The sequence below is a fragment of the Pseudoalteromonas sp. SR44-5 genome (genome assembly GCF_014163675.1).
In the GTDB taxonomy this organism is placed as follows: domain Bacteria; phylum Pseudomonadota; class Gammaproteobacteria; order Enterobacterales; family Alteromonadaceae; genus Pseudoalteromonas; species Pseudoalteromonas rhizosphaerae.
Genome location: NZ_JACJDT010000046.1, coordinates 1 through 20,688, shown reverse-complemented (window position 1 = coordinate 20,688; position 20,688 = coordinate 1). Strand labels below are relative to the sequence as shown.

The following is a 20,688-nucleotide window of genomic DNA, read 5'->3' as shown; positions in this document are numbered from 1 at the left end:
TCATGATATTACTGCAATTATCAGCAGGGCAAGGACCTATTGAGTGCTGTAAAGCTGTAAGTTTAGCGTTAAAAATGATTAAAAAACAATGCCTCGCACAAGGCATAGAACTCGAGATTGTTGAGGCTATTAGCGCAACCGAACGAGAATGTTTAAAGTCGGTTTTATTGCAACTTGATTCAACAGCCAATAGCGCGGCTAAGCAATTAGCTCAGTCATGGCAAGGTACTATGTTGTGGGTATGTCAAAGTCAGTATCGGCCTAAGCATAAACGTAAAAACTGGTTTTTTAGCGGGCAACTGTTCGATATTGATGAAAGTAAGCTTGATAAAGGCGTAACTTTTCAAACATGTCGCGCGTCTGGCGCTGGCGGTCAACATGTTAATACCACTGATTCAGCGGTCAGAGCCACCCACACAGCAACGGGTATTTCGGTACGTGTTGAGAGTGAGCGCAGTCAACATGCCAATAAGCGTTTAGCGAGAGTGCTGTTGTTTCAAAAGCTAGAGCAACTAGCGTTGGATAAAATGACTCAGCAAGAAACAGTACGTTGGCAACAGCACTGGGAAGTTGAGCGCGGTAATCCTGTAAAAACATTTACTGGTGAAAAATTTGCTTTAAAACATGACTGCTCAGTTAATGAAGGAGTGCATAGTTAATGAAGGAACATAAAGTGACAAATGTACTTTTTATTTGTAGTCGTAATCAGTGGCGAAGCCCAACGGCTGAACAAGTATGGAAAAATCACCCAGAGCTCGCTGTTAGCTCAGCAGGCACCAGCCCTAATGCAAAGAAAACGGCAAATGCCAAAATGATGCAGTGGGCTGATGTCATATTTGTTATGGAGCAAAAACACAAAAATAGACTTAAAGCGCAATTTGGACATTTATTAACGTATAAAGATATTCAAGTATTAGATATTGCTGATGAATACCAATATATGGATAACGAGTTAGTAAGCATTATAAAACAAAGCGTTGGCAGCTATTTAGCGCTAATGTAAATTGAAGTAAGAGGGTAGAGCAATGTAATTCCATCTCAGCACTGCATGTTTAACTTTTGTCTTTTCAGTATTGAAAGGGCAGTCATACGGTGCTTATAACTATTAGAAATTGAATTTAACAGTCAATCATAATATTTAAAATTGGAATTACATGATGAAAATTAAATACCCTCGCACCCCACATTTACCTTGGTCACCGGGTGCAACAGATGATGATATACACCAAGGTAATTTAAGCTGCTTTGCAAATAAGCAAGTTGTTGTTACTGAAAAAATGGATGGCGAAAATACGACTATTTACAGTGACTTTGTACATGCTCGTTCGATTGATAGTCGTTTTCACCCATCAAGAACATGGGTAAAAGCGTTGCAAGCGGAGCTAGGCTACAAAATTCCGCAAGGATGGCGTATCTGTGGCGAAAACCTATATGCAAGGCATTCGATTAGCTATGAATCATTAGCTAGTTATTTTATGGCATTTTCGCTATGGAACGAAAACAACGAATGCTTAAGCTGGCAAGACAGCAAACAGTTTTTTGCACAATTAGGGCTGCTCACCCCAAAAGAGTTGTATGTTGGCTTATGGTGCGAAAAAACAATAAAAAACATAGTATTGGATACTCAATACCAAGAAGGCTATGTCGTCAGACTTGCTGATGGTTTTCATTACTCACAGTTTAAAAAAAGTGTCGCAAAATGGGTGAGAAATAACCATGTGATCACTGATAAGCATTGGATGCATACTGACGTGATCCCTAACGGGTTAAGCACTAAAAACACAAAAAAGGGAGGTTAAGATGAAAAAATTAGCCGCTTGGTTAGATAGTTTAGCTTTAAATCATTCACCAAATTTTGCTGAGTGTGTTGAGTATTTGGGAGATGCGTTTCCTCTACTGCACCAGTTCGCTGACACTGAGCAAGACAGTATCTGGCATGCTGAAGGCGATGTTGCCATTCATACTGATATGGTGTTGAGCCAACTGTATGAAATACTAGTCAATGATGCTGAACATATAAAAGGCGCTCAAAGGCAGGTATTGATCTTATCTGCTTTATTGCATGATATTGCCAAGCCAATAACTACAAAACGCAAACAGATAGAAGGTGTTGAACGTGTAGTTGCACCAAAACATGAGGAGATAGGTGCAAATTATTTAGCGATTAAATTACTTGAGCTGCCCCTTGAGTATAAAGCTATTAATAGCATTACAGGATTAGTGGGTTTTCATCAAATGCCAAAACGTTTGGTGATCAAAAATCAAAGTTACAGTGATTACCTGCACCTTTCTTTAAATGCTAATTTAGAGTTACTTTATTGGCTTGAATTAGCCGATATGAAAGGGCGAACATGCACAGATCTAGCGCAACAAATCGATTTGTTGGAACAGTTTAAAATGTTTGCGCAAGAGTATGAATTGTGGAGCGAGAGTGAGGCAACTCACTCAATTTTAAAACCTATTCAAGTCAAATCTTCATGTGCAGAACAAGCATATTTAAATGGCTATGCTGTTCGTCAGCTGGCAAATGGTCAAATTAGTATAGTTGAAGAAGCGCTAGCAAAAAATTATCAAGGTGCTTTAGGATACAGTCATCTTTATGTGATGTGTGGTATTAGCGGCAGTGGTAAATCTACTTGGATTGCACAAAACTTAACAGGATTTGAAGTTATTTCATTAGATGATATTCGTGAAGAGCTTAATGGGAAAAGGAATTGCCAAAAAAATCGAGGACAAATGTTACAGTTAGCTAAATCGCGATTAAAAACGGCATTAGCAAATAAGCAAAATATTGTCTGGGATGCGACCAATTTTCGTAAAGACTTTAGACAAATTATTTGTGATCTTGGGCTAAATTACGGCGCTTTAATTACGGTTGTTGCTCTGCAAGTTAAAGAAAGCACACTACGTAGTCAAAACAAAAGTAGAAAGCATAATGTGGGTGATGACGTTATTACTAGTCAGTTAAATAAGTTTGAGTGGCCTTCAGTTACTGAAGGTCACAGAATGCTTATTATTGGCGAAAAAGGTAATGAGTTATTAAGGCTTGGCACATTTGAGTAAATACTTTTGATTTGCTTCTAGTTTTTGATAAAAGATCCGCCACTACTTAGTGGAGGATCTTATTTTAAAAGAGTGTATCGCCTGCTATTTTTCGCAGGGCAAATTTACCGCGCTCAGCAACTGCAGTAGAGCGGTCCAATGACAGTTGTTCAGCAAGCTGTATTGATTCTTCGCCTAAATTTTTTAATTCTCTAATTAATACTTCTGCGGCTACTCGCCTAACGATGGAAGAGCGATCGTTTGCTGCTGATTTAAGTAATAGGATAAGTGGTACGTGAATTGTCAGCGGACGCGCTGAAATAACAGGCACCTCGTGGCCTTGGCAATATCTTATATCTGTCCATTGCCACTTTCTTCCATTAAACCAAGAAACTTTATTGCTAAATAAACATCTGTATACCTTGGCACGAAGCGACGGTTGAACAGCGCGGTTAGCTATTTCTACAAGGTAATGATCTATCGCGCTTTTACGCGCAATCTGTGAAAATATCGAAGATAATGGCCCTGTTGGCGATGCGATTAAATTTAATTTAAGTTCATCTAAAAGACGCGTTGTTGTAATTATTTCTAATAGGGTGTTTTTACTTTTCTCATCAATTCTTTTCCATGATGACCAGTGACTTAGGGTAAAGAAGACTGCATCTACAACATCGGATTTATCAGTGTTTGTAACAATTTTACTAAGCACTTCACTAGCAGCTTGTCTCACTTGCGGTACCCAGTCATTAAGTCTTCTGCACACTAATGCTAAAGCAAATCTATTTGGCGCACTCTTTATACAGCGAAGCGCTTGTTCTCTTTTATGGCCGTCCCAACTACACAAATCAATCCATGTTATTTTAGTGTTAGTATTAGACCAAAATTTCCACAGATTATTTGACTGTGAAGAAAGCGCTTTATCGTATTCATCGCGAATAAACCGCTCCCAGTAATCTAAATTGCCTAATGGCCATTCAGCTGTCACAAGAGAAACTGGGCATAGGGGGAGCGAAGTCTCTTTCGATGAACAGGATGATCGCACTAACTCTTTTATTGCGTGGGATAGCTCTTGCTCTAACGCACTTGTTTTGTTCATTTTTATATCCTTATTTTCAGAGTCAGGCAGTAATTTACTTATCTATACTATTATTTAAAATCTCAACAAAAAGTTGATTTAACACTTCAAAATCGACGTCTCTTGTTTCAAATTTTGATCTGTAGTTTTCGTGTCTCGCTAGTTCTGACTCAATAAACTCATTAATCACAGGCACGCTTTTAATATACTCTTTCTCTAAACTGACGCGTTTTGATGCTAGAAGCGCTGATATTGCCTCATTAAGTGGGGTATTGTCGGCTACTAACTTGCGTAAAGTATCGAATTCGATAGGTGCCGGCTCATTATATTTTTCAAGCCACATAATTGCTAATAAAGGCCTTAAAATATAAAAGTACTTTTTCAGAGGGACTTGCTCTTTTTTAAGATATTCACGGAAATTGCCTTTAGCCATATGCAAGTAGTGATAAATTCCTCGTGTTGATGACGCGATAAGTGGCAGCAATTCGCGCGCTTTTGTTGCAAAGTGGTGGTCATCTACATACACAATGGGTGATTGTAGCCACTCGATAAACGCGGGGTTAGATTTATAAAATAATTTTAGGGCTTTGCGAATATCCCAGCCGTTTATATCTATTTCATCGACGATTGGGTATTCAATCACGTCGCGTTTATCTTCAAGGTTTACTGCTAAATACCAGTCTGTTGGGTGCGCGTAAATAAATCGCACGTCGTAATCGCTGTTAGGAGATTCAAACCCCCACGCTCTGCTACCTGACTCTATCGCGTAAAGTACCTTAACATTGTGCTCAGCTTCTGCGGCTTTTATTCTGCGTAGTATTTCAGTGTGAATATCTTTGTTGATACGCTGATCTACTGTATTTTCTTGGTTATTTATTTTCATGGTGTAACTCTTTATTTTTTAATTCGGTTAGGCAATTGCGTAAACAATTTATTTCCGCTTCTCGCATTGCTGCACCAATTAGCGGGCCGCTTTTACCTCTTGAAATGGCTTGTTGTACTATGGCTTTTCTGTCGAGTTGCTTTAATGCATTTAATAGTGACAGCGCTAATTGCAGTTGTGGATAGTCTTTATTTACAAAGTCTTCGCCCCTACCTTGCGCATCACATAAACACGCTTGAAGAAACTGTAAAAAACGGTGTGGATGTTCAAGCGCATTCATTTTTTCAACGATAAACCTGTGTACTTTTTTAGGTGTTAGCTCAAATAATTTATGGCATCGAGTGTGGTTGTCACTTGTTAAAGCTGCCAGCGCTTTTAATTTATTCGGTACTTTTAAGCGCTCACAAAATTCATTTATCACCTTAATGCCTACTTGCTCATGACCATGTAAATTTCCATATTTTTGATAGCAGTAAGCTTTACCAAAGTCATGAGTAAGGGCGGCGAAACGTGTTTCAACATCAAACCCTAAATCAGCAGCTCGCTTTAGTACTAGCATGGTGTGAATGTAAACATCCCCTTCAGGGTGGTGGTTTTTAGGTTGTGGGATACCTTGCATCGCTTCAATTTCAGGAAATAGCCCTAAACCATTAAGCGCTTGAAAAAATAACTGCGGGTGTTTCTCTCTCAATGCTTTTTCGGTCTCATTCCATACACGTTCGGGTACTAAGTGCGCAAGTTCGCCGCTTTCTTTTAGTTTGTTCATAAGGGCTTGAGTGTCTGGGTGTATTGACCATTGCTCACCAAAGCGGGCAAGAAAACGTGCAATCCGTAACACGCGCACGGGATCCTCTGCAAAAGCGGCGGTGGTGTGCCTGAGTATTTTGTTTTTTAAATCCGCTTGACCATTAAACGGATCGATAATATTGCCTTGATCATCCATCGCCATTGAATTAATGGTTAAATCGCGCCTAGCTAAATCTTCTTCTAACGTTACCGAGGTGCTGGCATCCACTGTAAAGCCCGTATAGCCTTTGCCATTTTTTCGTTCAGTACGGGCAAGAGCATATTCTTCTTTGGTTTTTGGGTGCAAAAAAACCGGAAAATCACTGCCAACAGACTGATAACCTAATGCGATTAAGGTGGCAGGTGTTTCGCCTACTACAACATAATCTTTGTCTTTTGACTGATGGCCCAGTAATGAGTCTCTCACTGCTCCACCGACTAAGTAGACCTTTTTTAGTTTATTATTCATTACTTTACCGCTGTATTTTTAATCCTGTTTAAGTGTCTTGTGCTAGTGAAACATGCCACAGGCACTGTGTTAATTGCTTTAACTGTATCTCTTTTCCTAATATGTGTTTAATAACATTTATATTGGTTATTGTATGCAAGCTAGGTTTAGTTGTTGTAAAGCTGCCGCTTCCTGCCAATGCAATGGGCAGTAATAATTGGTCGGCTAAATACTCTTCAACTGCCGCCTGAGATTGAATAAATACATTGACTCTGCCTGCTGCGCGTTTTGCTACATTTTGTGCTGATAATCCTTTTTCTCCCCTGACCTCAAAAACAGAACGATGCGTTTCACTATCAATACCTAATTGAAAACTGTTACCCGGGCCTGGGGTGATCACGTTTTGCACAAGGCTTGGTGAATCGTGCCAATTGAGGACTTTTTTAGCTGTGTTAATTTCGCGCTGCCCTATGCTTGATGGCAGTGAGCTTACTAGTGCCGTTAGAGAGCAATTATTCGTTTGTTTAGCAAATTGAGCACCAGCAGTAGTTAACTTAATTGGCTTAAGCTTTGTTGTTGGTTGAACGCTTATTTGCCACTTTCCACCGCCTGCAGGATAAAACCCGAGTGCTGTTGTTTTAATCTGGCAATCAACACCCATGCGTTTTAGTATGGGCAAAAATGACTGTTCTAAAAAGCACAAAGAAGGTGACATTCCATTATGTGTGCCGCCTTCAAATGTGACGGTTGAGCAGTTTGGTGCCAGTGCCAATACAGGTAAAATTGTTTGGCATACCAATACGGTGCTGCCTGCGCTACCAATGGCAAAATTAAAGTTACCGGCTTTTATTTTGCCCGGCGAAAAGCGAATATGCGTTGAGCCAAGTTCAACGCCTTCAATACTGGCACCACAAATCTCTTGTGCCGCTAAAACACATGTCAGGTGTTGACGTAATAGCCCTGTTTTGTTTCTACCTGCTCTAATATTGTAAAGTTCAATATTTTGCTGGGTCAAAATAGAGAGTGTTAGGGCGGTTCTTAATACTTGGCCGCCGCCTTCACCTTGTGAGCCATCTATTTTTATAAATTGTGTGGTCATATAATTATCTTTATCCTTTTACACAAACTATTTGTTTTAAGGTATAAACCACCTCAACTAAGTCTTTTTGTGCTGTCATTACTTTTTCAATATCTTTGTATGCATGAGGGATCTCATCAATAACTGCTGCATCTTTTCTGCACTCTACGCCTTGTGTGGCGGCAATTTGATCTTCAACGCTGTACACCTTCTTGGCTTTTGTTCTAGACATAACCCGGCCTGCACCATGGCTACAGCTATTAAAGCTTTCAGGGTTTCCTAAACCACGAACAATAAAAGATCGTGCGCCCATATTGCCTGGAATAATGCCCATTTCCCCTTTTTCAGCTCTTACTGCCCCTTTACGTGTTACAAAGCAGTCTTTACCAAAGTGATGCTCACGGGAAATATAATTATGGTGGCAATTTACTGCAAGTTCATGGGTTGAGAACGCTACAGGTATTTGCTTACGTAATGCCGCTATGGCATTAAACATCATAATTTCGCGGTTTTTGGCGGCAAAGTCTTGTGCCCATTCAACCGCTTCAACGTAATCATCAAAAAAGTCACTGCCTTCTTCAAGATAGGCTAAATCCATATCGGGTAGATTGACTTGATGGCGCTGCATTTCTTTTTTAGCTAACTCAATAAAATATGTACCAATGCGGTTACCCACGCCACGGCTGCCAGAGTGCAGCATGATCCATACAGTATCGTGCTCATCTAAACACAGTTCTAAAAAATGATTGCCTGTTCCCATGGTGCCTAAGTGATGAACGTTGTTGCTTTTTTTTATTGCTGGATGTTTTTCACAAATAAGTTCAAACCGCGCCTGTAACTTTAGCCACTCACCCGCAACTATATCGGGTATGTTATGCCATGCACCTCTATCTGCTTTGCCTCTATTGCTAGTTCTGCCATGCGGGACTGCTGACTCAAAAGCATGTCTAATCGCCAACAAGTTATCAGGTAGTTGGCTTGCTGTTAAAGTTGTTTTAGTGGCGACCATTCCACAGCCAATATCAACACCCACTGCGGCGGGAATAACCGCATTTACTGATGGTATAACACTGCCAATGGTTGCACCTTTACCTAAATGCACGTCTGGCATCACCGCAATATGTGAATGCACTAAGGGCATACGTGCAATATTGTTGAGTTGCTGTTGGGCTTGCTCTTCAAACAGCACGCCTTTGGTCCACGCTTTAATTGGTACACTACCTTGGTTTTCGATTACGTTATAATTTTTACACATTCGTTTTTTCCTCAATTCTTTTCATTATTACTTTTGCGTAACGCTTTCTGGTTAGGCTATTTTTACTGCGCCGTTCATTAATCCTTCTAATCCACCGTACACGGTCAGATTGTTTATTCGTTCGGCGACTTTTTCTAATGCTTCCAGCTCTTTTAAACGCATTAGTGTTGGGTTGTTTTCAATCATTTTTGCAGTGTTATGTAAGCTTCTGGTTGCTGACGTTTCTTCGCGTCTTTTAATTACATTGGCTTCTGCTGCTTTTTGCGCTTCAACTACTTGGTTTAATATTATTTTCATTTCACCTGGCAAAATAATGTCTTTTACCCCGACATTCTCTAGGGTGATACCAATGTCTGTTAAAGACTGTGCAACCAGCTCTTTTACCGTTTCATTTACGTACAACTTATCCAAAAGGATATCATCGAGCGATTTTGTGCCAACGGCTTCACGTAATGCTAACTGCAACGCTTTGTAGACAAAGTCATTCACGTTATCAACGCTTCGTGCTGCAAGCTGAGCGTCATGTACTTTAATATTGGCACTCAAATTAATGCGTAAGCTTACGCGGTCTTTACTGAGGATCTCTTGTCCTGAGATCTCGAGTAACTGCGTTCTGCAATCAAAGGTTTTTAATTCAATCTCATGATTAAATTGCCAAAAACCGTAATGACCAGGTGTTAGTTGTTTTAATAGCTGACCATTTACATACAGTAAACCAATGTGCTCTTTTGCTATGTTTAAATCCGCAATAGGTTTAACTGCAACAGTACGCTCACTTTTAATTAAACGTGACGCTGTATTTGCGCCAGCACGGTTAATTAAAAAAAGCGTTTTATCATCTAGGGCTATTTCTTCGTCGATAGATACTTTCTCTAGTCGAATATCACCCGCGTCTTGCCACAGATATAATTGTTCGCTAGGTGCGACGATCCCTTCAAGTAGGTCATTAACGTATAACAGGCCCACTTCCGTATTACTTAGCTTACAGTGAAAAATATGTTCACTTAGCTGTGGATTATTTCGATACAGCCTTTCAGCATTTTGTTCTGAAAAGTACAGCGTGTTTATATCAAAATAAACAAACGATAATTCATTTTTAAAATCCCAACGTTTATGTTTTCCAGGTGTGAGTACATCTATTAGTTGTTGATTTTTGTACACTAGCACTCTTTGGTTTTCAGTGATCTCGACTATTTTTTGAAATAATTTTTTGCTTAACATTTTAAATTCCTTATTGTTTTTACTCCCCTTAAATTAAGGGGTTAGTAAGAGTTAAATACTTGTTTAATAAAGGCCCAAAACTGCATAGCGATGGGGAGCGTCCAGCTTGCCACCGTTCATTCGTCTGAGGCGTTTATCAAGCATTGGTAATAACGACTTACTAACGTCTTTATATGTATGTTTAAGATGGGATTCGAACCCAAGGCAGACGGCGAACCGCTGCTCCACCAATTTAACTTTTCAATATTGTTTGATTAGGAATACGCGGCAACAGTGTTGAGCGCACCAGAGTGACTTTTTGAATCACACCTAATTAATCAGACTCCTAGGTAATTACAAGTCATGTGCCAGTTTTGTTTAAATATTTTTATTTGTTTTTAAATTGTTGTTTTTAAGGCTTAAATTAACTGAATTTGTGTATTTCTAGCTGTTGCGCTTGATAGATCTTTCGTTATTTTGTATTGTTTTGTGTAGTGTTTTTATCCATATGGATACGGTTGTGAAAGATACAGTAGTCGTTAGCTTAATTGGTACGCAGTTAGATTATGTCGGTAAGAGAGTCGATCGATGGGCTAAGTGGCGGCCTAATATAAGTTTATGTAGTCAAGATAATCTAATCGTTAACCAGCTACATATGCTGCATGACAATCACAGTAGTCGCCTTGCTAATAATGTTGCAGTGGATATTGAGTCTGTCTCTCCTGAAACTAATGTGCAGTTGCACCAGCTTAATTTTAGCGATCCGTGGGACTTTGAAGAAGTGTATGCCAAGCTCTTTGATTGGTGTTCACACTACACTTTTGATACTGATAAAAACGATTACTTATTTCATATCACAACGGGTACGCATGTTGTGCAAATATGCAGTTACTTGCTTACAGAAAGCCGGCACTTTCCAGGGCGTTTGATTCAAACATCACCAGATCATAATAACAATAATAAATCGATAGGGCGTATACAGATCATCGATTTGGATTTATCTAAGTATGATCAATTAGCTACGCGGTTTGATATTGAGCATCAGCAAGGTAAGGAGTTTTTAAAAGGCGGTATAGAAACTAAAAATATTTTCTTTAATCAACTGATCACACAAATAGAAAAAGTAGCAATTCGCTCACACGATCCCATGCTTTTAACTGGGCCTACTGGGGCGGGTAAGAGCCAGCTTGCAACCCGTATATTTCAATTAAAGAAAAAGCGTTCAATGCTAAAAGGCACGTTGGTTTCTGTAAATTGTGCCACTTTAAAAGGCGAGAATGCCATGGCTGCGTTATTTGGCCATACGAAAGGGGCTTTTACGGGGGCCCAGCAAGCAAGAGATGGTTTTTTATTGAGCGCTCATGATGGCGTGTTATTTTTAGATGAAATAGGCGAGCTGGGTTTAGAAGAGCAAGCAATGCTGCTGCATGCACTTGAAAATAAAGTTTTTCACCCAGTTGGTAGCGATACACCTGTTCAAAGCAATTTTCAGTTAATTGCAGGTACCAATAGAGATTTAAAAAAAGAGATAGCTCAAGGTCATTTTAGAAGTGACTTGTTTGCTCGTATTAACCTGTGGGCATACGAATTACCAGCACTGAAAGATCGAAAAGAAGATATTCCAGCAAATATTGATTACGAAGTTGATCTCTATACTAAAAAAATGGGGGATCGCGTGCAATTTAATAAAGAAGCTAAAAATGCCTTCATTGGTTTTGCCACTTCAAACGAGGCATTATGGACTGGCAACTTTCGTGATTTGAGCTCTGCAATTACAAGATTATGCACATTGGCTGATTCTTCACGTATCACAGTAGAAGATGTTAAAGATGAAATAGATCGCTTAAAGCAAGCTTGGTATCCGCAAAATCAAAAGTTAGCGTCGACTGTCCTTTGTGATTATCTTGAAAATACTCAGATAGAAGAGTTAGATAACTTTGATATTAATCAGCTTAGCCACGTACTTACTACCTGCCAGCGTCACAATAGTATGGCATCAGCTGGCAGGGAGTTATTTAACGTAAGTCGCACGCTTAAGTCTCAAGCTAACGACTCTAGTCGCTTGCAAAAATATTTGAATAAATTTGGTTTGAAGTGGAGTGATATCTCCTCTAACTCAAAATATAGTTAAAAACTATGGGTATGTAATGAGTTAACGGATATCAACAACGTTAAATATCCAGAGAGTTGTAATAGCTTAACTCTTTAATTATACCTTTTACGGCTACTATTTAAGCAGTTGGCTTATTGATTGTTAAAATAAAGGTTTTTGCTAGTGACAAGCCAGTAAAAACTTTTTATACTGCAACCCGCTTTAGTCGCTTAGGTGGTTAAACGCTTCAAAAATTTAGCTTTGTTTTTTAAAAAACATAAGCTAATACAAAATGGCCCCTTAGCTCAGTTGGTTAGAGCACACGACTCATAATCGTTAGGTCCCCAGTTCAAGTCTGGGAGGGGCCACCACTTTTAAAAGCTTTCCAAGTAAATAACTACTAACCGAAATTACCCTGTGCTACCTCTGTGCTACTTTTTACTATAAATCAATTATTAAAAATAGTCCTATCATATTAATTGATATTGCAATTAATATCTTTAAAGTAAGCATTTGGTCTCTTTTTAATAGAGCTAACTAAAAAGGATTCATTGCAGTCATTATTTTATTGGCTGTTAAAGCATATGAGGCAATATATGGATAATGGCTATACCCTACTGATTTCTATACTAAGTGGTTTATTTGGAGCCCTAATATCAGCTTTCTTGAGTTTTAAAGTTAGAGTTATAGCCCAAAATAAAATAAAAAAGGACTTAGAACATCGTATTGCTTATGTCTATGTATCTCAGTTAAGTTTTTTGGTTGCTGCAAATGCATGGTTACAATCTTTTTTTGAGAAAATAGAAGCTCAAGTAGACACTCCGATCCCTGAAAATGAGTTTACTTTTTCACACGCGATATCAATTATTTTTGAAGATATGATTAGAGAAAACAATAGTCATTCATACGAAAATATAGTTGGTTTTGAGGGATTAGTAGAGCTTCATATTGACAGCCTAACAAAGACTTATCTGACATTTGAACAACAAGCTGAACTCCCGAAAGATGCTCTTATCTTTTACCAACGTTATGAGAAGAAGCTAAAAAATGTTGTTGTAATTATTAAGCAATTTAGCTCGTACCTTTCAGATAAAGAGCAGTTCTTAAAGCTTGATGCCATTCAAATTTATCAAGCAATCGAAAATATTAAACTATTTCTTGATTCAGCAGGGTTGCTGCGTACAGCAATGATTAAGTTCGGGAAAATAAATCAAGCTGAAGCTAACTCAATGCTTGAGCAACAATTACAAACTATTGAAAAAGATATTTTAGTAGCAGGTAAAAATAAGGTGCAACTATCAAAAGCAAGAGAATTTTTAATTAGAGAAGGGGCAATTAAAAAGTGAAAGATATCAAGCCCAAGTTAATGTTACCTTGAAATCAATGTTTTATGTTGTCCATAAAAACTCTATTGATTATAAAGAGCGGCTGGTAAGTAGCGACTGAATATGCACACGATTGAACTTTTACAGTATTTTTGGAGATAACATGACATTGTTTTGGGCTGCTATTAGTGCGGTTTTAGTTTTTTATTTTAGGGAGTCAATAAAAGTTGCACATCAACAGCGAAATATAACATCAAAACTTGATGCTTATTTGGTTCACTGGTCTTTGAAAATAATAGAGGGTGATGACACTGTCTTTAAGTTATCTAGTGTAGGTTTAAGCTGGGCTGAAAGCATCAGAATTGTAATAGCATTGAAGAAGTATTAAAAATAAATGAAGAGTTCAAAGTAAAACTTCAGGAAATGAAAAGTGAGTTATTTTTAGAAGGTGTATTTGAAGAAGTGATCTCGAGTGCTAATCAGAAAGTGAAAAGCAGTGGGCTTAGCTTAGATCAAATCTCGAAAATGCTAACAGAGTATCGTCGTGATTTTATAGACGGAAAGTTGTACCCAAGCGATAATGACTTATCGGTACTCACTCCATCAACGGCTAGGTTAGCTATATCCTTAAAGCTTAATATAATATCTATACTTGAGGGGTTGGTGATATTATTGGTTAAGATTGAAAAAGCTCCAAATCAAATGGAATCAAAAGATGAATTATTTGATTTATATATTTGCTGGCTTAAAGTTGTTCGAGATAAGCACTTATTGATCAAGTCAAATCGAGAGCTACTGTCTGAAGGGGTATTTAGGATTGCCTGTAGTAACTTCATTTCTGGTTTATGAAGCTGGGCTCAAAAAACTGATCAATTAAGTGTTATTACGTATTACCTTAAATAAACCTCAGTAATTTCAGCCCTGAAGTGACCTAGCTCTTGTGATACAGTTTCGAGAGCTATTTGCCTACTAAGCCCCAAACCTTTAAGTTCATCCATTCTTTCTTGTGCGTAGCTATGTCTAAGGCCATGGGCACCATTAGAAAAAAATAGAGCGCGATTAGATGCTTTTGAAAATGAACATGACCATTTATGGCCTCCACCAATATTGTAGCGTTGCAAATAGTTAATTTCTCTATCACGAACCGTTATAGGCTGTGCTAAGCGCCTTTCTTCTAACTGTGTAGCTAATGCATTCGGTATTAGTACATCACGGATTAGGCCGCCTTTGCCTTTCACTGTATAAATACAACCTTCTCGACCAAGCCATTTGCAGTCTAGAGCTGGTCGCTTGTCTGCTTTACGCTCTGATACTCTGGCTATTGTTAAAAGTTCGTGTGATTTTTTTTGCCATTAAAAAAACGAGAAGAGCCCTAGGGTATATTCTGAATTTGAATCACTTGCGAATAACTACTTAAGTGACATAATGAATAGAGATGATTAAGGTTTTATATGGCACCAGAAGAACTAGAACGACAGGCAATAAGCTATGCTAAAAGTAATAGGACTCGTATAGCTCGCGAGTTAACAGACAAAAACCAGTTTCCTCCCGATACAAGGCCAGTTTCTGTTTTCATGGCTGGTTCGCCTGGTGCAGGTAAAACTGAAGCTTCAAAAGCCTTTTTGGAAGAAATTGGAGCTGATAATGTATTAAGGCTTGATCCTGATGAACTAAGAGAGCTTATACCTGGTTATACAGGTGATAACTCGTATTTATTTCATCGTGCTGTATCTTTTATTGTTGAGAGAACACTTGATCATGCGTTTAAAAACAAGCAGTCTTTTTTGTTAGATGGAACTTTGGCAAGTTATGATGTTGCAAAAAAGAATATTGAACGCTCTATCCGTAAGGAAAGGCAAGTACTAATTCTGTTTGTATATCAAAAACCAGAGCTGGCTTGGGAGTTCGTTGAGGCAAGAGAAAAGCTAGAGGGACGTAGAATTCTAGCTGATACCTTTATTGATCAGTTCTTTGCTTCTCAGGAGGTTATAAGGGAACTTAAGCTCAAGTTCGGTAGTCAAATTCAAGTGGATTTATTAGTTAAAAATAATAAGGGCAAAACACGTTTTTATCACGATAATGTTCAGGCAATAGAGCATCATTTAGATGAAAAATTCACTAGAGAAGATCTACAGAGCCTGATAGAATCACCATCCAGCTCAAAAAACGAGCTTTAGGAGTGTTTATGTTTTCAAATTTAATAAAGCCAAAGCCAACGCAAAACTCTAAGCTTTCAGATTTTGTGCTAGATTCTAGCTCAAGCGAGAAGAAGCGAGTTTATAGCCAAGTTATTGATCGCGCTATTACCTCTCAAGTGCAGCTTGTAAATAAAGCGTCTGCTATCCAAAAATAATTAGTAAAAAGTCCCGCAATGGGACTTTTTTAGTTTTGAGAGTGTTAGTTAGAAAGTAATTCTAAGCACTATAGTTAAACAATAAACCTGAGCTGGTGTTGCCTGCTGACGAGAATAAACTTCCCATCAAAGTTGATACGTTCTTTTTTACGCTAAGTTGGATTGAAACAAGTTCTTGATCTAACTCTTTTTGTAATTCAGCTTTTTGTGATTGTTGATCTGCTTTGGTAAGGCTGCTGTCAGCTTCAAGCGCGCGTATTTTTTCTTGTAGTTCTTTAATGTTTTTAATCATTTGTTGCTGTGTAGTTTCTACAGTCTCATCGTTGTCAGTTTTATTTTCAGCAGTGTTTTCATCGCTATTCTCCACTTCAGTGGAAGAAGTTAGTTTTTCTTTGTCATTTGTTTGCTGTGTGCCTGCTTGTGTTTGCTTTAAATAGTTTGGATCTGTAAGCAGTGATGAAGGTATATTTGTTAGATTCATTGCGTGTCCCGTGCGGCAAAAAGTTGACAAGTTATTTGGTTTAAAAAATAAATGCATTAAGCGTTCCATATTTGGGGGCTTGAAATATACTTTCTATTCTTCAAAGTGCAGCGTTAAGGAATATCTGCATAGTGAACTTGATTTTATATGCAATAGTTAAAGTAAGGTTGGCTTTCGCTTTTAACTCTACTACTATGAAAAAATAGACAAAAATGGGTTGTGCTGAATGAATGACAAACTAACTGAATGTGAAAAGGTATCGTGTAATGACTGTGCCGATTTAGAAGGCCTAGGCTTTGATTTTACTATGGCATTTCAACCAATTGTAAATTGTAAGACGCGCTCTATCTTTGGCTATGAAGCTCTAGTGCGAGGCATTAATAATGAGTCTGCATATTCTGTTATCGCAAAAGTAAATGAAGAAAATCGTTATACTTTTGATCAGTTCTGTCGAATAAAAGCGATTGCTTTAGCCGCTAAGTTAGGGGTTGATTCTATGCTTAGCATTAACTTTTTACCCAATGCTATTTATAAGCCTGAGCGGTGTATTCGTACCACCTTAGAAGCAGCTAAAAAATATAACTTTCCGACGCAACGAATTATGTTTGAGTTTACTGAAGTTGAGAAAATAGAAGACAGTGCTCACATTAAGCGAGTGGTTGAATATTATCAATCTCTAGGCTTTACAACAGCTCTGGATGATTTTGGATCTGGTTACTCGGGCCTTAATTTATTAGCCGATTTTCAAACGGATATTATTAAGCTCGATATGGAGCTGATCCGAAATATCGATTCAGATAAAGTACGCCAATCAATAGTGACTCATAGCTTAAATATGCTTCGTGAATTAAATATCACCCCATTAGCAGAGGGGATTGAGACCCTTGCAGAATATACATGGTTAAAAGCCGCAGGTATTGAGTTAATGCAAGGGTATTTATTTGCTAAACCAGGCTTTGAGAGCTTGCCAGTAGTTGATTTTATTGACTATTGATTACTCTTTGGTAGTGCCAGCGATAACAGTGCTGCTAGGGCAATAAAGCAGCTTGAGATCCATAAGCAGGCTTCAAGTCCATATTGTTGATACACCCAGCCCGATAAAACAGTGCCTAGTAATCTCCCCATAGCATTGGCCATATAATAAAAGCCTACATCAAGTGACACGCCATCACTATCAGCAAGCCTTACAATTAAATAGCTATGCAATGATGAGTTAATCGCAAACACCGCACCAAATATCAGTAAACCGATAATAACGGATGCTTGTATATAAAAGTCAAAATGCAGAGCTAAGGCAATAATGGCCGGTATAGCTGTTAAGTAACTGGCCCATAAAAAAGCGCTACGGCCACAGGGCACCTGAACTGATTTTTTTCCTGTACTCATTATGTTTGTAATATGAGGCGCAAAAGACTGCACTATGCCATAGCCAATCACCCAGCTTGCCATAAAGCCGCCAACCCACCAATGATCCCAACCAAAGGTTGCGGCTAAAAATACAGGCAAGGCAACCACAAACCAGACATCTCTTGCGCCGAATAAAAACATTCGTGCGGCTGAGAGTACATTAATGGCTTTGCTTTTGGAGAACAGCTCACTAAATTTGGCTTTATTTTTAGCTTTGCCTAGGTCTTCTTTTAATGCGAATAAACTAAATAGCCAAACCATAGTGAGCATGCAGATCATGATTAGCATTGCGCCATGAAACTCTAGCAAAGTCAGCAGTACGCCACCTAAAAAGAAGCCAACACCTTTTAACGCATTTTTAGAACCCGTTAAAATAGCCACCCATTTGAAAAGCTGGCCTTGCGCGTCTTTTGGTACTAGTAACTTAATAGCGCTTTTGGCGCTCATTTTATTCAGATCTTTTGCGATCCCTGAAAGCGCCTGCGCAGCCATCACATAAATTACGGTGAGTGTATCTACAGGTGCCATAAGCATTGCCAAAGACACAATTTGTAATGCTAAGCCAATGTTCATGGTTTTATTCAGGCCGAATCGAGCTCCCAGCCATCCGCCCACTAAATTGGTGATCACACCAAAAATTTCATAAAACAAAAACAACATAGCAATACTAAGTGGGCTGTAACCTAATTGATAAAAATACAGCACCACGAGCATCCGCAATGCGCCATCAGTTAAAGTAAATGCCCAGTAATTACCGGTAATGATCAAATATTGTTTTATTTGTGGGGAGAGTGCTGTGAATCGATCCACGGTTAATTATTCCTTGTCAGCTAGACCAACTTTACGTACCAGTTCCGCAGTTCGGTTCGCGTAGCCCCATTCATTGTCGTACCACACATAAAGTTTTACTTGAGTGTCGTTGATCACCATGGTTGATAGCGCATCAATGATGCTGGAACGAGGATCGGTTTTGTAGTCAATAGATACCAGTGGGCGTTCTTCGTAGCCCATTATGCCTTTTAGTTCATTTTCAGCAGCATCCTTAAGTAATTTATTTACTTCAGCAACGGTAGTACCGCGCTCAAGTTCAAATACACAGTCAGTAATTGATGCGTTAGTTAGCGGTACGCGAATAGCATGGCCATTTAGTTTACCTTTTAACTCTGGAAAAATATGCGTTATAGCAGTAGCTGAACCAGTTGTAGTGGGGATCAAACTTGTGCCACATGAACGTGCACGGCGTAAGTCTTTATGCGGCGCATCAATAATTGTTTGGGTGTTGGTTATGTCATGAATGGTGGTGATTGAGCCATGCTTGATACCAATTTTTTCATGAATAACTTTTACTACTGGTGCTAAGCAGTTAGTTGTGCATGATGCAGCGGTAATGATTGGGTAAATCTCTTTATTATAAAGGTGGTCGTTTACACCTATTACTACATTTAAAATACCCTCTTCTTTTACTGGTGCTGTAACAACAACGCGTTTTACACCTTGATCTAGGTAAGCTTGCAGTAGTGCCTTGGTTTTAATTTTACCCGACGCTTCAATAACGACATCACAGTTAGACCAATCAGTCTGTTCTGTTTTAGTGTTTTGCGTAAAAGCAATTGTTTTACCATTAATTATAATAGTATCTTCAGTATGACTTGCTTCGTGATGCCATTTACCGTGTACTGAATCAAACGTCATTAAATGAGCGAATGTTTCAGCATTACCGCCTGGATCGTTAATATGGACAATTTCTATATCATGCCAATCAAATGCTGCGCGCATTGATAATCGGCCCATACGGCCAAAACCATTTATACCTACTTTTACTGTCATAATTACATCCTGATTAATTGTTGGGTTGTAAGTGCGGTAAAGCTAGCGCTTCATTACGTTAGCCAATGTTAAATTGTGCTGTGTTTATTAAAGTTATCGTTAACTGCAAAAGCTCACTTTATTAGGTCGTTTATGCATAGTCGCTAATCGCTTAAGGCTGTTGATGATCAGATGGAGATTACTTTCAGTGGTTGTACTAATAATCGTCTTGCTCCATTGTGGCAATCTTGGATTAATTTGGTAAAACACCCATTGTCCGTGCTTTCTATCTGTAATGATGCCGGCTTTCTTTAATACGGCTAAGTTACGCGATACCTTTGGTTGGCTTTGCTCTTGCAGTGCTACCATTAATTCGCAAACACATAACTCGCCATAGTAGTTGGTTAACATTAAAGTTTTTAATCGGATCTGATCAGTTAAGCATTTATAAAATATGCTTGGATCTATCGATAACTCGTTATCTTGACCTGAGATGGTACTACTACATAGTGGCACATACTGATGTGATTGCAGGTTATTAATATTACCGTGTACGTCAATAAACATATCCAGTCGTTTATCAAGTTCATAGAGGGTTACGACAAAGGGCTCTAAACCTACCATTACTGTTGGATCTGCAATATCCCACGCAAGTTGCAACAGTGCGCCTTTATAAGCTCTGCATTCATTGTTTGCTCTTTTACATAGCGTAATAACATAATCAAAAGTCTTATCTGTAAACTCAGCTATATGTTTTGCGCTGAGCTCAGTTATCGGCAAGTTAAACTTTTGCAAACAATTAATTGTTCTAGGATCAATATCTTTAGGAGCGATCCCAGCACTATAAACATCAAAAATCTCTCCCGCTTTATTTCGCAGTAATACTTCTGCCATTTGTGAACGGGCTGAATTCTCAGTGCACAGAAAGAGCACACTTTGCTTTGAGCTATTACTTTGGGACATGTAAATTAAATATTCTGACTGACAATATCCATTAAGTGTATATATGAAATTTCATATATACAATACTAGTGTTATTAATATCAACGTATATGAATGTGAAACCCTATTTTAGAAGGATTGAACAATAGCGATTATCTATTTTTTAGATGTGTTTTTAAGCATCTTGGCTAAAAAGCAAGCGTAAGGCATGTTTTTTATAGTTTTCTTTAAAAAACGCTTGCGTAAAATTCGCCGCGCCCTATAATGCGACCCCACTGAGACGGCAGCAGGCAACGCTTAGCGAGGCAAGAGTTAATCAGTTAGTCGAGTAAAACTTGAGTTTAGATTTTTAATAAAATTTAAATTAAGTGTTGACAAAAAAATAGGAAGGCGTAATATGCGCAGCCCTAGCGAGATAAAGTTTAACTTTAACCGCAACGTTCTTTAACAATATAAAGCAATCATCTGTGTGGGCACTCGTACAGATTGAGTTCTAACAGCCAAGCTTAGTTCGC

21 protein-coding genes, 1 tRNA gene and 1 pseudogene are annotated in these 20,688 nt (G+C 38.5%); 12 read left to right on the top strand and 11 right to left on the bottom strand.

The features are described 5' to 3' along the window. Window positions 1–2: 2 nt before the first annotated feature. The 4 genes from prfH (at window position 3) to H5154_RS18720 (ending at window position 3,063) form a co-directional block, all read left to right on the top strand. Window positions 3–659, top strand: coding sequence for a peptide chain release factor H (gene prfH / locus H5154_RS18735; protein ID WP_182719245.1), 657 nt, complete (start codon window positions 3–5; stop codon window positions 657–659). Between the two features lie 14 nt (window positions 660–673). Then, window positions 674–1,003 carry a low molecular weight protein tyrosine phosphatase family protein gene (locus H5154_RS18730; RefSeq protein ID WP_259398550.1) on the top strand — a complete coding sequence of 110 codons (330 nt, stop codon included), beginning with the start codon at window positions 674–676 and terminating at the stop codon, window positions 1,001–1,003. A 151-nt stretch (window positions 1,004–1,154) separates the two neighbouring features. Beyond that, window positions 1,155–1,799 (top strand): RNA ligase family protein, encoded by a 645-nt coding sequence (locus tag H5154_RS18725; protein WP_259398549.1) that lies wholly within the window; start codon window positions 1,155–1,157, stop codon window positions 1,797–1,799. A gap of 1 nt (window position 1,800) precedes the next feature. Next, the gene (locus tag H5154_RS18720; protein WP_182719243.1) at window positions 1,801–3,063 is read left to right on the top strand and encodes an AAA family ATPase; all 1,263 of its coding nucleotides are present in this window, start codon (window positions 1,801–1,803) and stop codon (window positions 3,061–3,063) included. Between the two features lie 64 nt (window positions 3,064–3,127). Here the strand turns inward: H5154_RS18720 and H5154_RS18715 are convergent, their stop codons facing one another. From H5154_RS18715 to H5154_RS18690, 6 genes are read right to left on the bottom strand one after another with little or no spacing between them, the layout of a single operon-like run. Then, a complete protein-coding gene (locus H5154_RS18715; protein ID WP_182719242.1) occupies window positions 3,128–4,138 on the bottom strand; it encodes a hypothetical protein in 1,011 nt (336 codons plus the stop codon). Window positions 4,139–4,172: 34 nt separating this feature from the next. Continuing rightward, window positions 4,173–5,000, bottom strand: a complete 828-nt coding sequence (locus tag H5154_RS18710) for a nucleotidyltransferase domain-containing protein (protein ID WP_182719241.1) — start codon at window positions 4,998–5,000, stop codon at window positions 4,173–4,175. After that, window positions 4,987–6,255 carry a multifunctional CCA addition/repair protein gene (locus tag H5154_RS18705; protein WP_182719240.1) on the bottom strand — a complete coding sequence of 423 codons (1,269 nt, stop codon included), beginning with the start codon at window positions 6,253–6,255 and terminating at the stop codon, window positions 4,987–4,989. Before H5154_RS18705 ends, H5154_RS18710 begins: the two co-directional genes overlap by 14 nt. Before the next feature lie 28 nt (window positions 6,256–6,283). Then, window positions 6,284–7,333 carry an RNA 3'-terminal phosphate cyclase gene (gene rtcA / locus H5154_RS18700; RefSeq protein ID WP_182719239.1) on the bottom strand — a complete coding sequence of 350 codons (1,050 nt, stop codon included), beginning with the start codon at window positions 7,331–7,333 and terminating at the stop codon, window positions 6,284–6,286. Window positions 7,334–7,343: 10 nt separating this feature from the next. After that, entirely contained in the window at window positions 7,344–8,567 is a 1,224-nt protein-coding gene (locus H5154_RS18695) for an RtcB family protein (RefSeq protein ID WP_182719238.1), read from the bottom strand. Between the two features lie 51 nt (window positions 8,568–8,618). Then, window positions 8,619–9,788 (bottom strand): slipin family protein, encoded by a 1,170-nt coding sequence (locus H5154_RS18690; RefSeq protein WP_182719237.1) that lies wholly within the window; start codon window positions 9,786–9,788, stop codon window positions 8,619–8,621. A 499-nt stretch (window positions 9,789–10,287) separates the two neighbouring features. On the opposite strand from H5154_RS18690, the gene rtcR reads away from it, so the two are divergent. The 5 genes from rtcR to H5154_RS18665 all read left to right on the top strand — a co-directional run bounded on the left by rtcR (window position 10,288) and on the right by H5154_RS18665 (window position 14,033). Further along, complete coding sequence (gene rtcR / locus H5154_RS18685) at window positions 10,288–11,898, top strand: RNA repair transcriptional activator RtcR (RefSeq protein WP_310736624.1); 1,611 nt, start codon at window positions 10,288–10,290, stop codon at window positions 11,896–11,898. 255 nt (window positions 11,899–12,153) lie between these two features. Beyond that, window positions 12,154–12,230 (top strand) — tRNA-Ile (locus H5154_RS18680). Window positions 12,231–12,455: 225 nt separating this feature from the next. After that, window positions 12,456–13,205, top strand: a complete 750-nt coding sequence (locus H5154_RS18675) for a hypothetical protein (RefSeq protein WP_182719235.1) — start codon at window positions 12,456–12,458, stop codon at window positions 13,203–13,205. A gap of 142 nt (window positions 13,206–13,347) precedes the next feature. Continuing rightward, window positions 13,348–13,572, top strand: coding sequence for a hypothetical protein (locus H5154_RS18670; RefSeq protein ID WP_182719234.1), 225 nt, complete (start codon window positions 13,348–13,350; stop codon window positions 13,570–13,572). Window positions 13,573–13,607: 35 nt separating this feature from the next. Then, window positions 13,608–14,033, top strand: coding sequence for a hypothetical protein (locus H5154_RS18665; RefSeq protein WP_182719233.1), 426 nt, complete (start codon window positions 13,608–13,610; stop codon window positions 14,031–14,033). Window positions 14,034–14,074: 41 nt separating this feature from the next. Here the strand turns inward: H5154_RS18665 and H5154_RS18660 are convergent. Further along, window positions 14,075–14,527, bottom strand: a pseudogene (locus H5154_RS18660) (site-specific integrase); the annotation flags it as partial. A gap of 108 nt (window positions 14,528–14,635) precedes the next feature. On the opposite strand from H5154_RS18660, the gene H5154_RS18655 reads away from it, so the two are divergent. Both H5154_RS18655 and H5154_RS18650 read left to right on the top strand, forming a co-directional pair. Continuing rightward, window positions 14,636–15,361, top strand: coding sequence for a zeta toxin family protein (locus H5154_RS18655; protein WP_182719232.1), 726 nt, complete (start codon window positions 14,636–14,638; stop codon window positions 15,359–15,361). 8 nt (window positions 15,362–15,369) lie between these two features. Further along, on the top strand, window positions 15,370–15,537 hold the full coding sequence (locus H5154_RS18650) for a hypothetical protein (RefSeq protein ID WP_182719231.1): 168 nt from the start codon (window positions 15,370–15,372) through the stop codon (window positions 15,535–15,537). A gap of 61 nt (window positions 15,538–15,598) precedes the next feature. On the opposite strand, the gene H5154_RS18645 is transcribed toward H5154_RS18650, so the two are convergent. Further along, the gene (locus H5154_RS18645; protein WP_182719230.1) at window positions 15,599–16,018 is read right to left on the bottom strand and encodes a hypothetical protein; all 420 of its coding nucleotides are present in this window, start codon (window positions 16,016–16,018) and stop codon (window positions 15,599–15,601) included. A gap of 226 nt (window positions 16,019–16,244) precedes the next feature. On the opposite strand from H5154_RS18645, the gene H5154_RS18640 reads away from it, so the two are divergent. After that, the gene (locus tag H5154_RS18640) at window positions 16,245–17,012 is read left to right on the top strand and encodes an EAL domain-containing protein (RefSeq protein ID WP_064668622.1); all 768 of its coding nucleotides are present in this window, start codon (window positions 16,245–16,247) and stop codon (window positions 17,010–17,012) included. Here the strand turns inward: H5154_RS18640 and arsJ are convergent. From arsJ to H5154_RS18625, 3 genes are all read right to left on the bottom strand, one after another. Beyond that, complete coding sequence (gene arsJ, locus H5154_RS18635; RefSeq protein ID WP_182719229.1) at window positions 17,006–18,235, bottom strand: organoarsenical effux MFS transporter ArsJ; 1,230 nt, start codon at window positions 18,233–18,235, stop codon at window positions 17,006–17,008. The genes H5154_RS18640 and arsJ overlap by 7 nt on opposite strands. Window positions 18,236–18,241: 6 nt before the next feature. Continuing rightward, window positions 18,242–19,252 (bottom strand): ArsJ-associated glyceraldehyde-3-phosphate dehydrogenase, encoded by a 1,011-nt coding sequence (locus tag H5154_RS18630; RefSeq protein ID WP_145238745.1) that lies wholly within the window; start codon window positions 19,250–19,252, stop codon window positions 18,242–18,244. A 99-nt stretch (window positions 19,253–19,351) separates the two neighbouring features. Next, entirely contained in the window at window positions 19,352–20,194 is an 843-nt protein-coding gene (locus H5154_RS18625; RefSeq protein ID WP_182719228.1) for a metalloregulator ArsR/SmtB family transcription factor, read from the bottom strand. Between the last annotated feature and the right edge of the window lie 494 nt (window positions 20,195–20,688).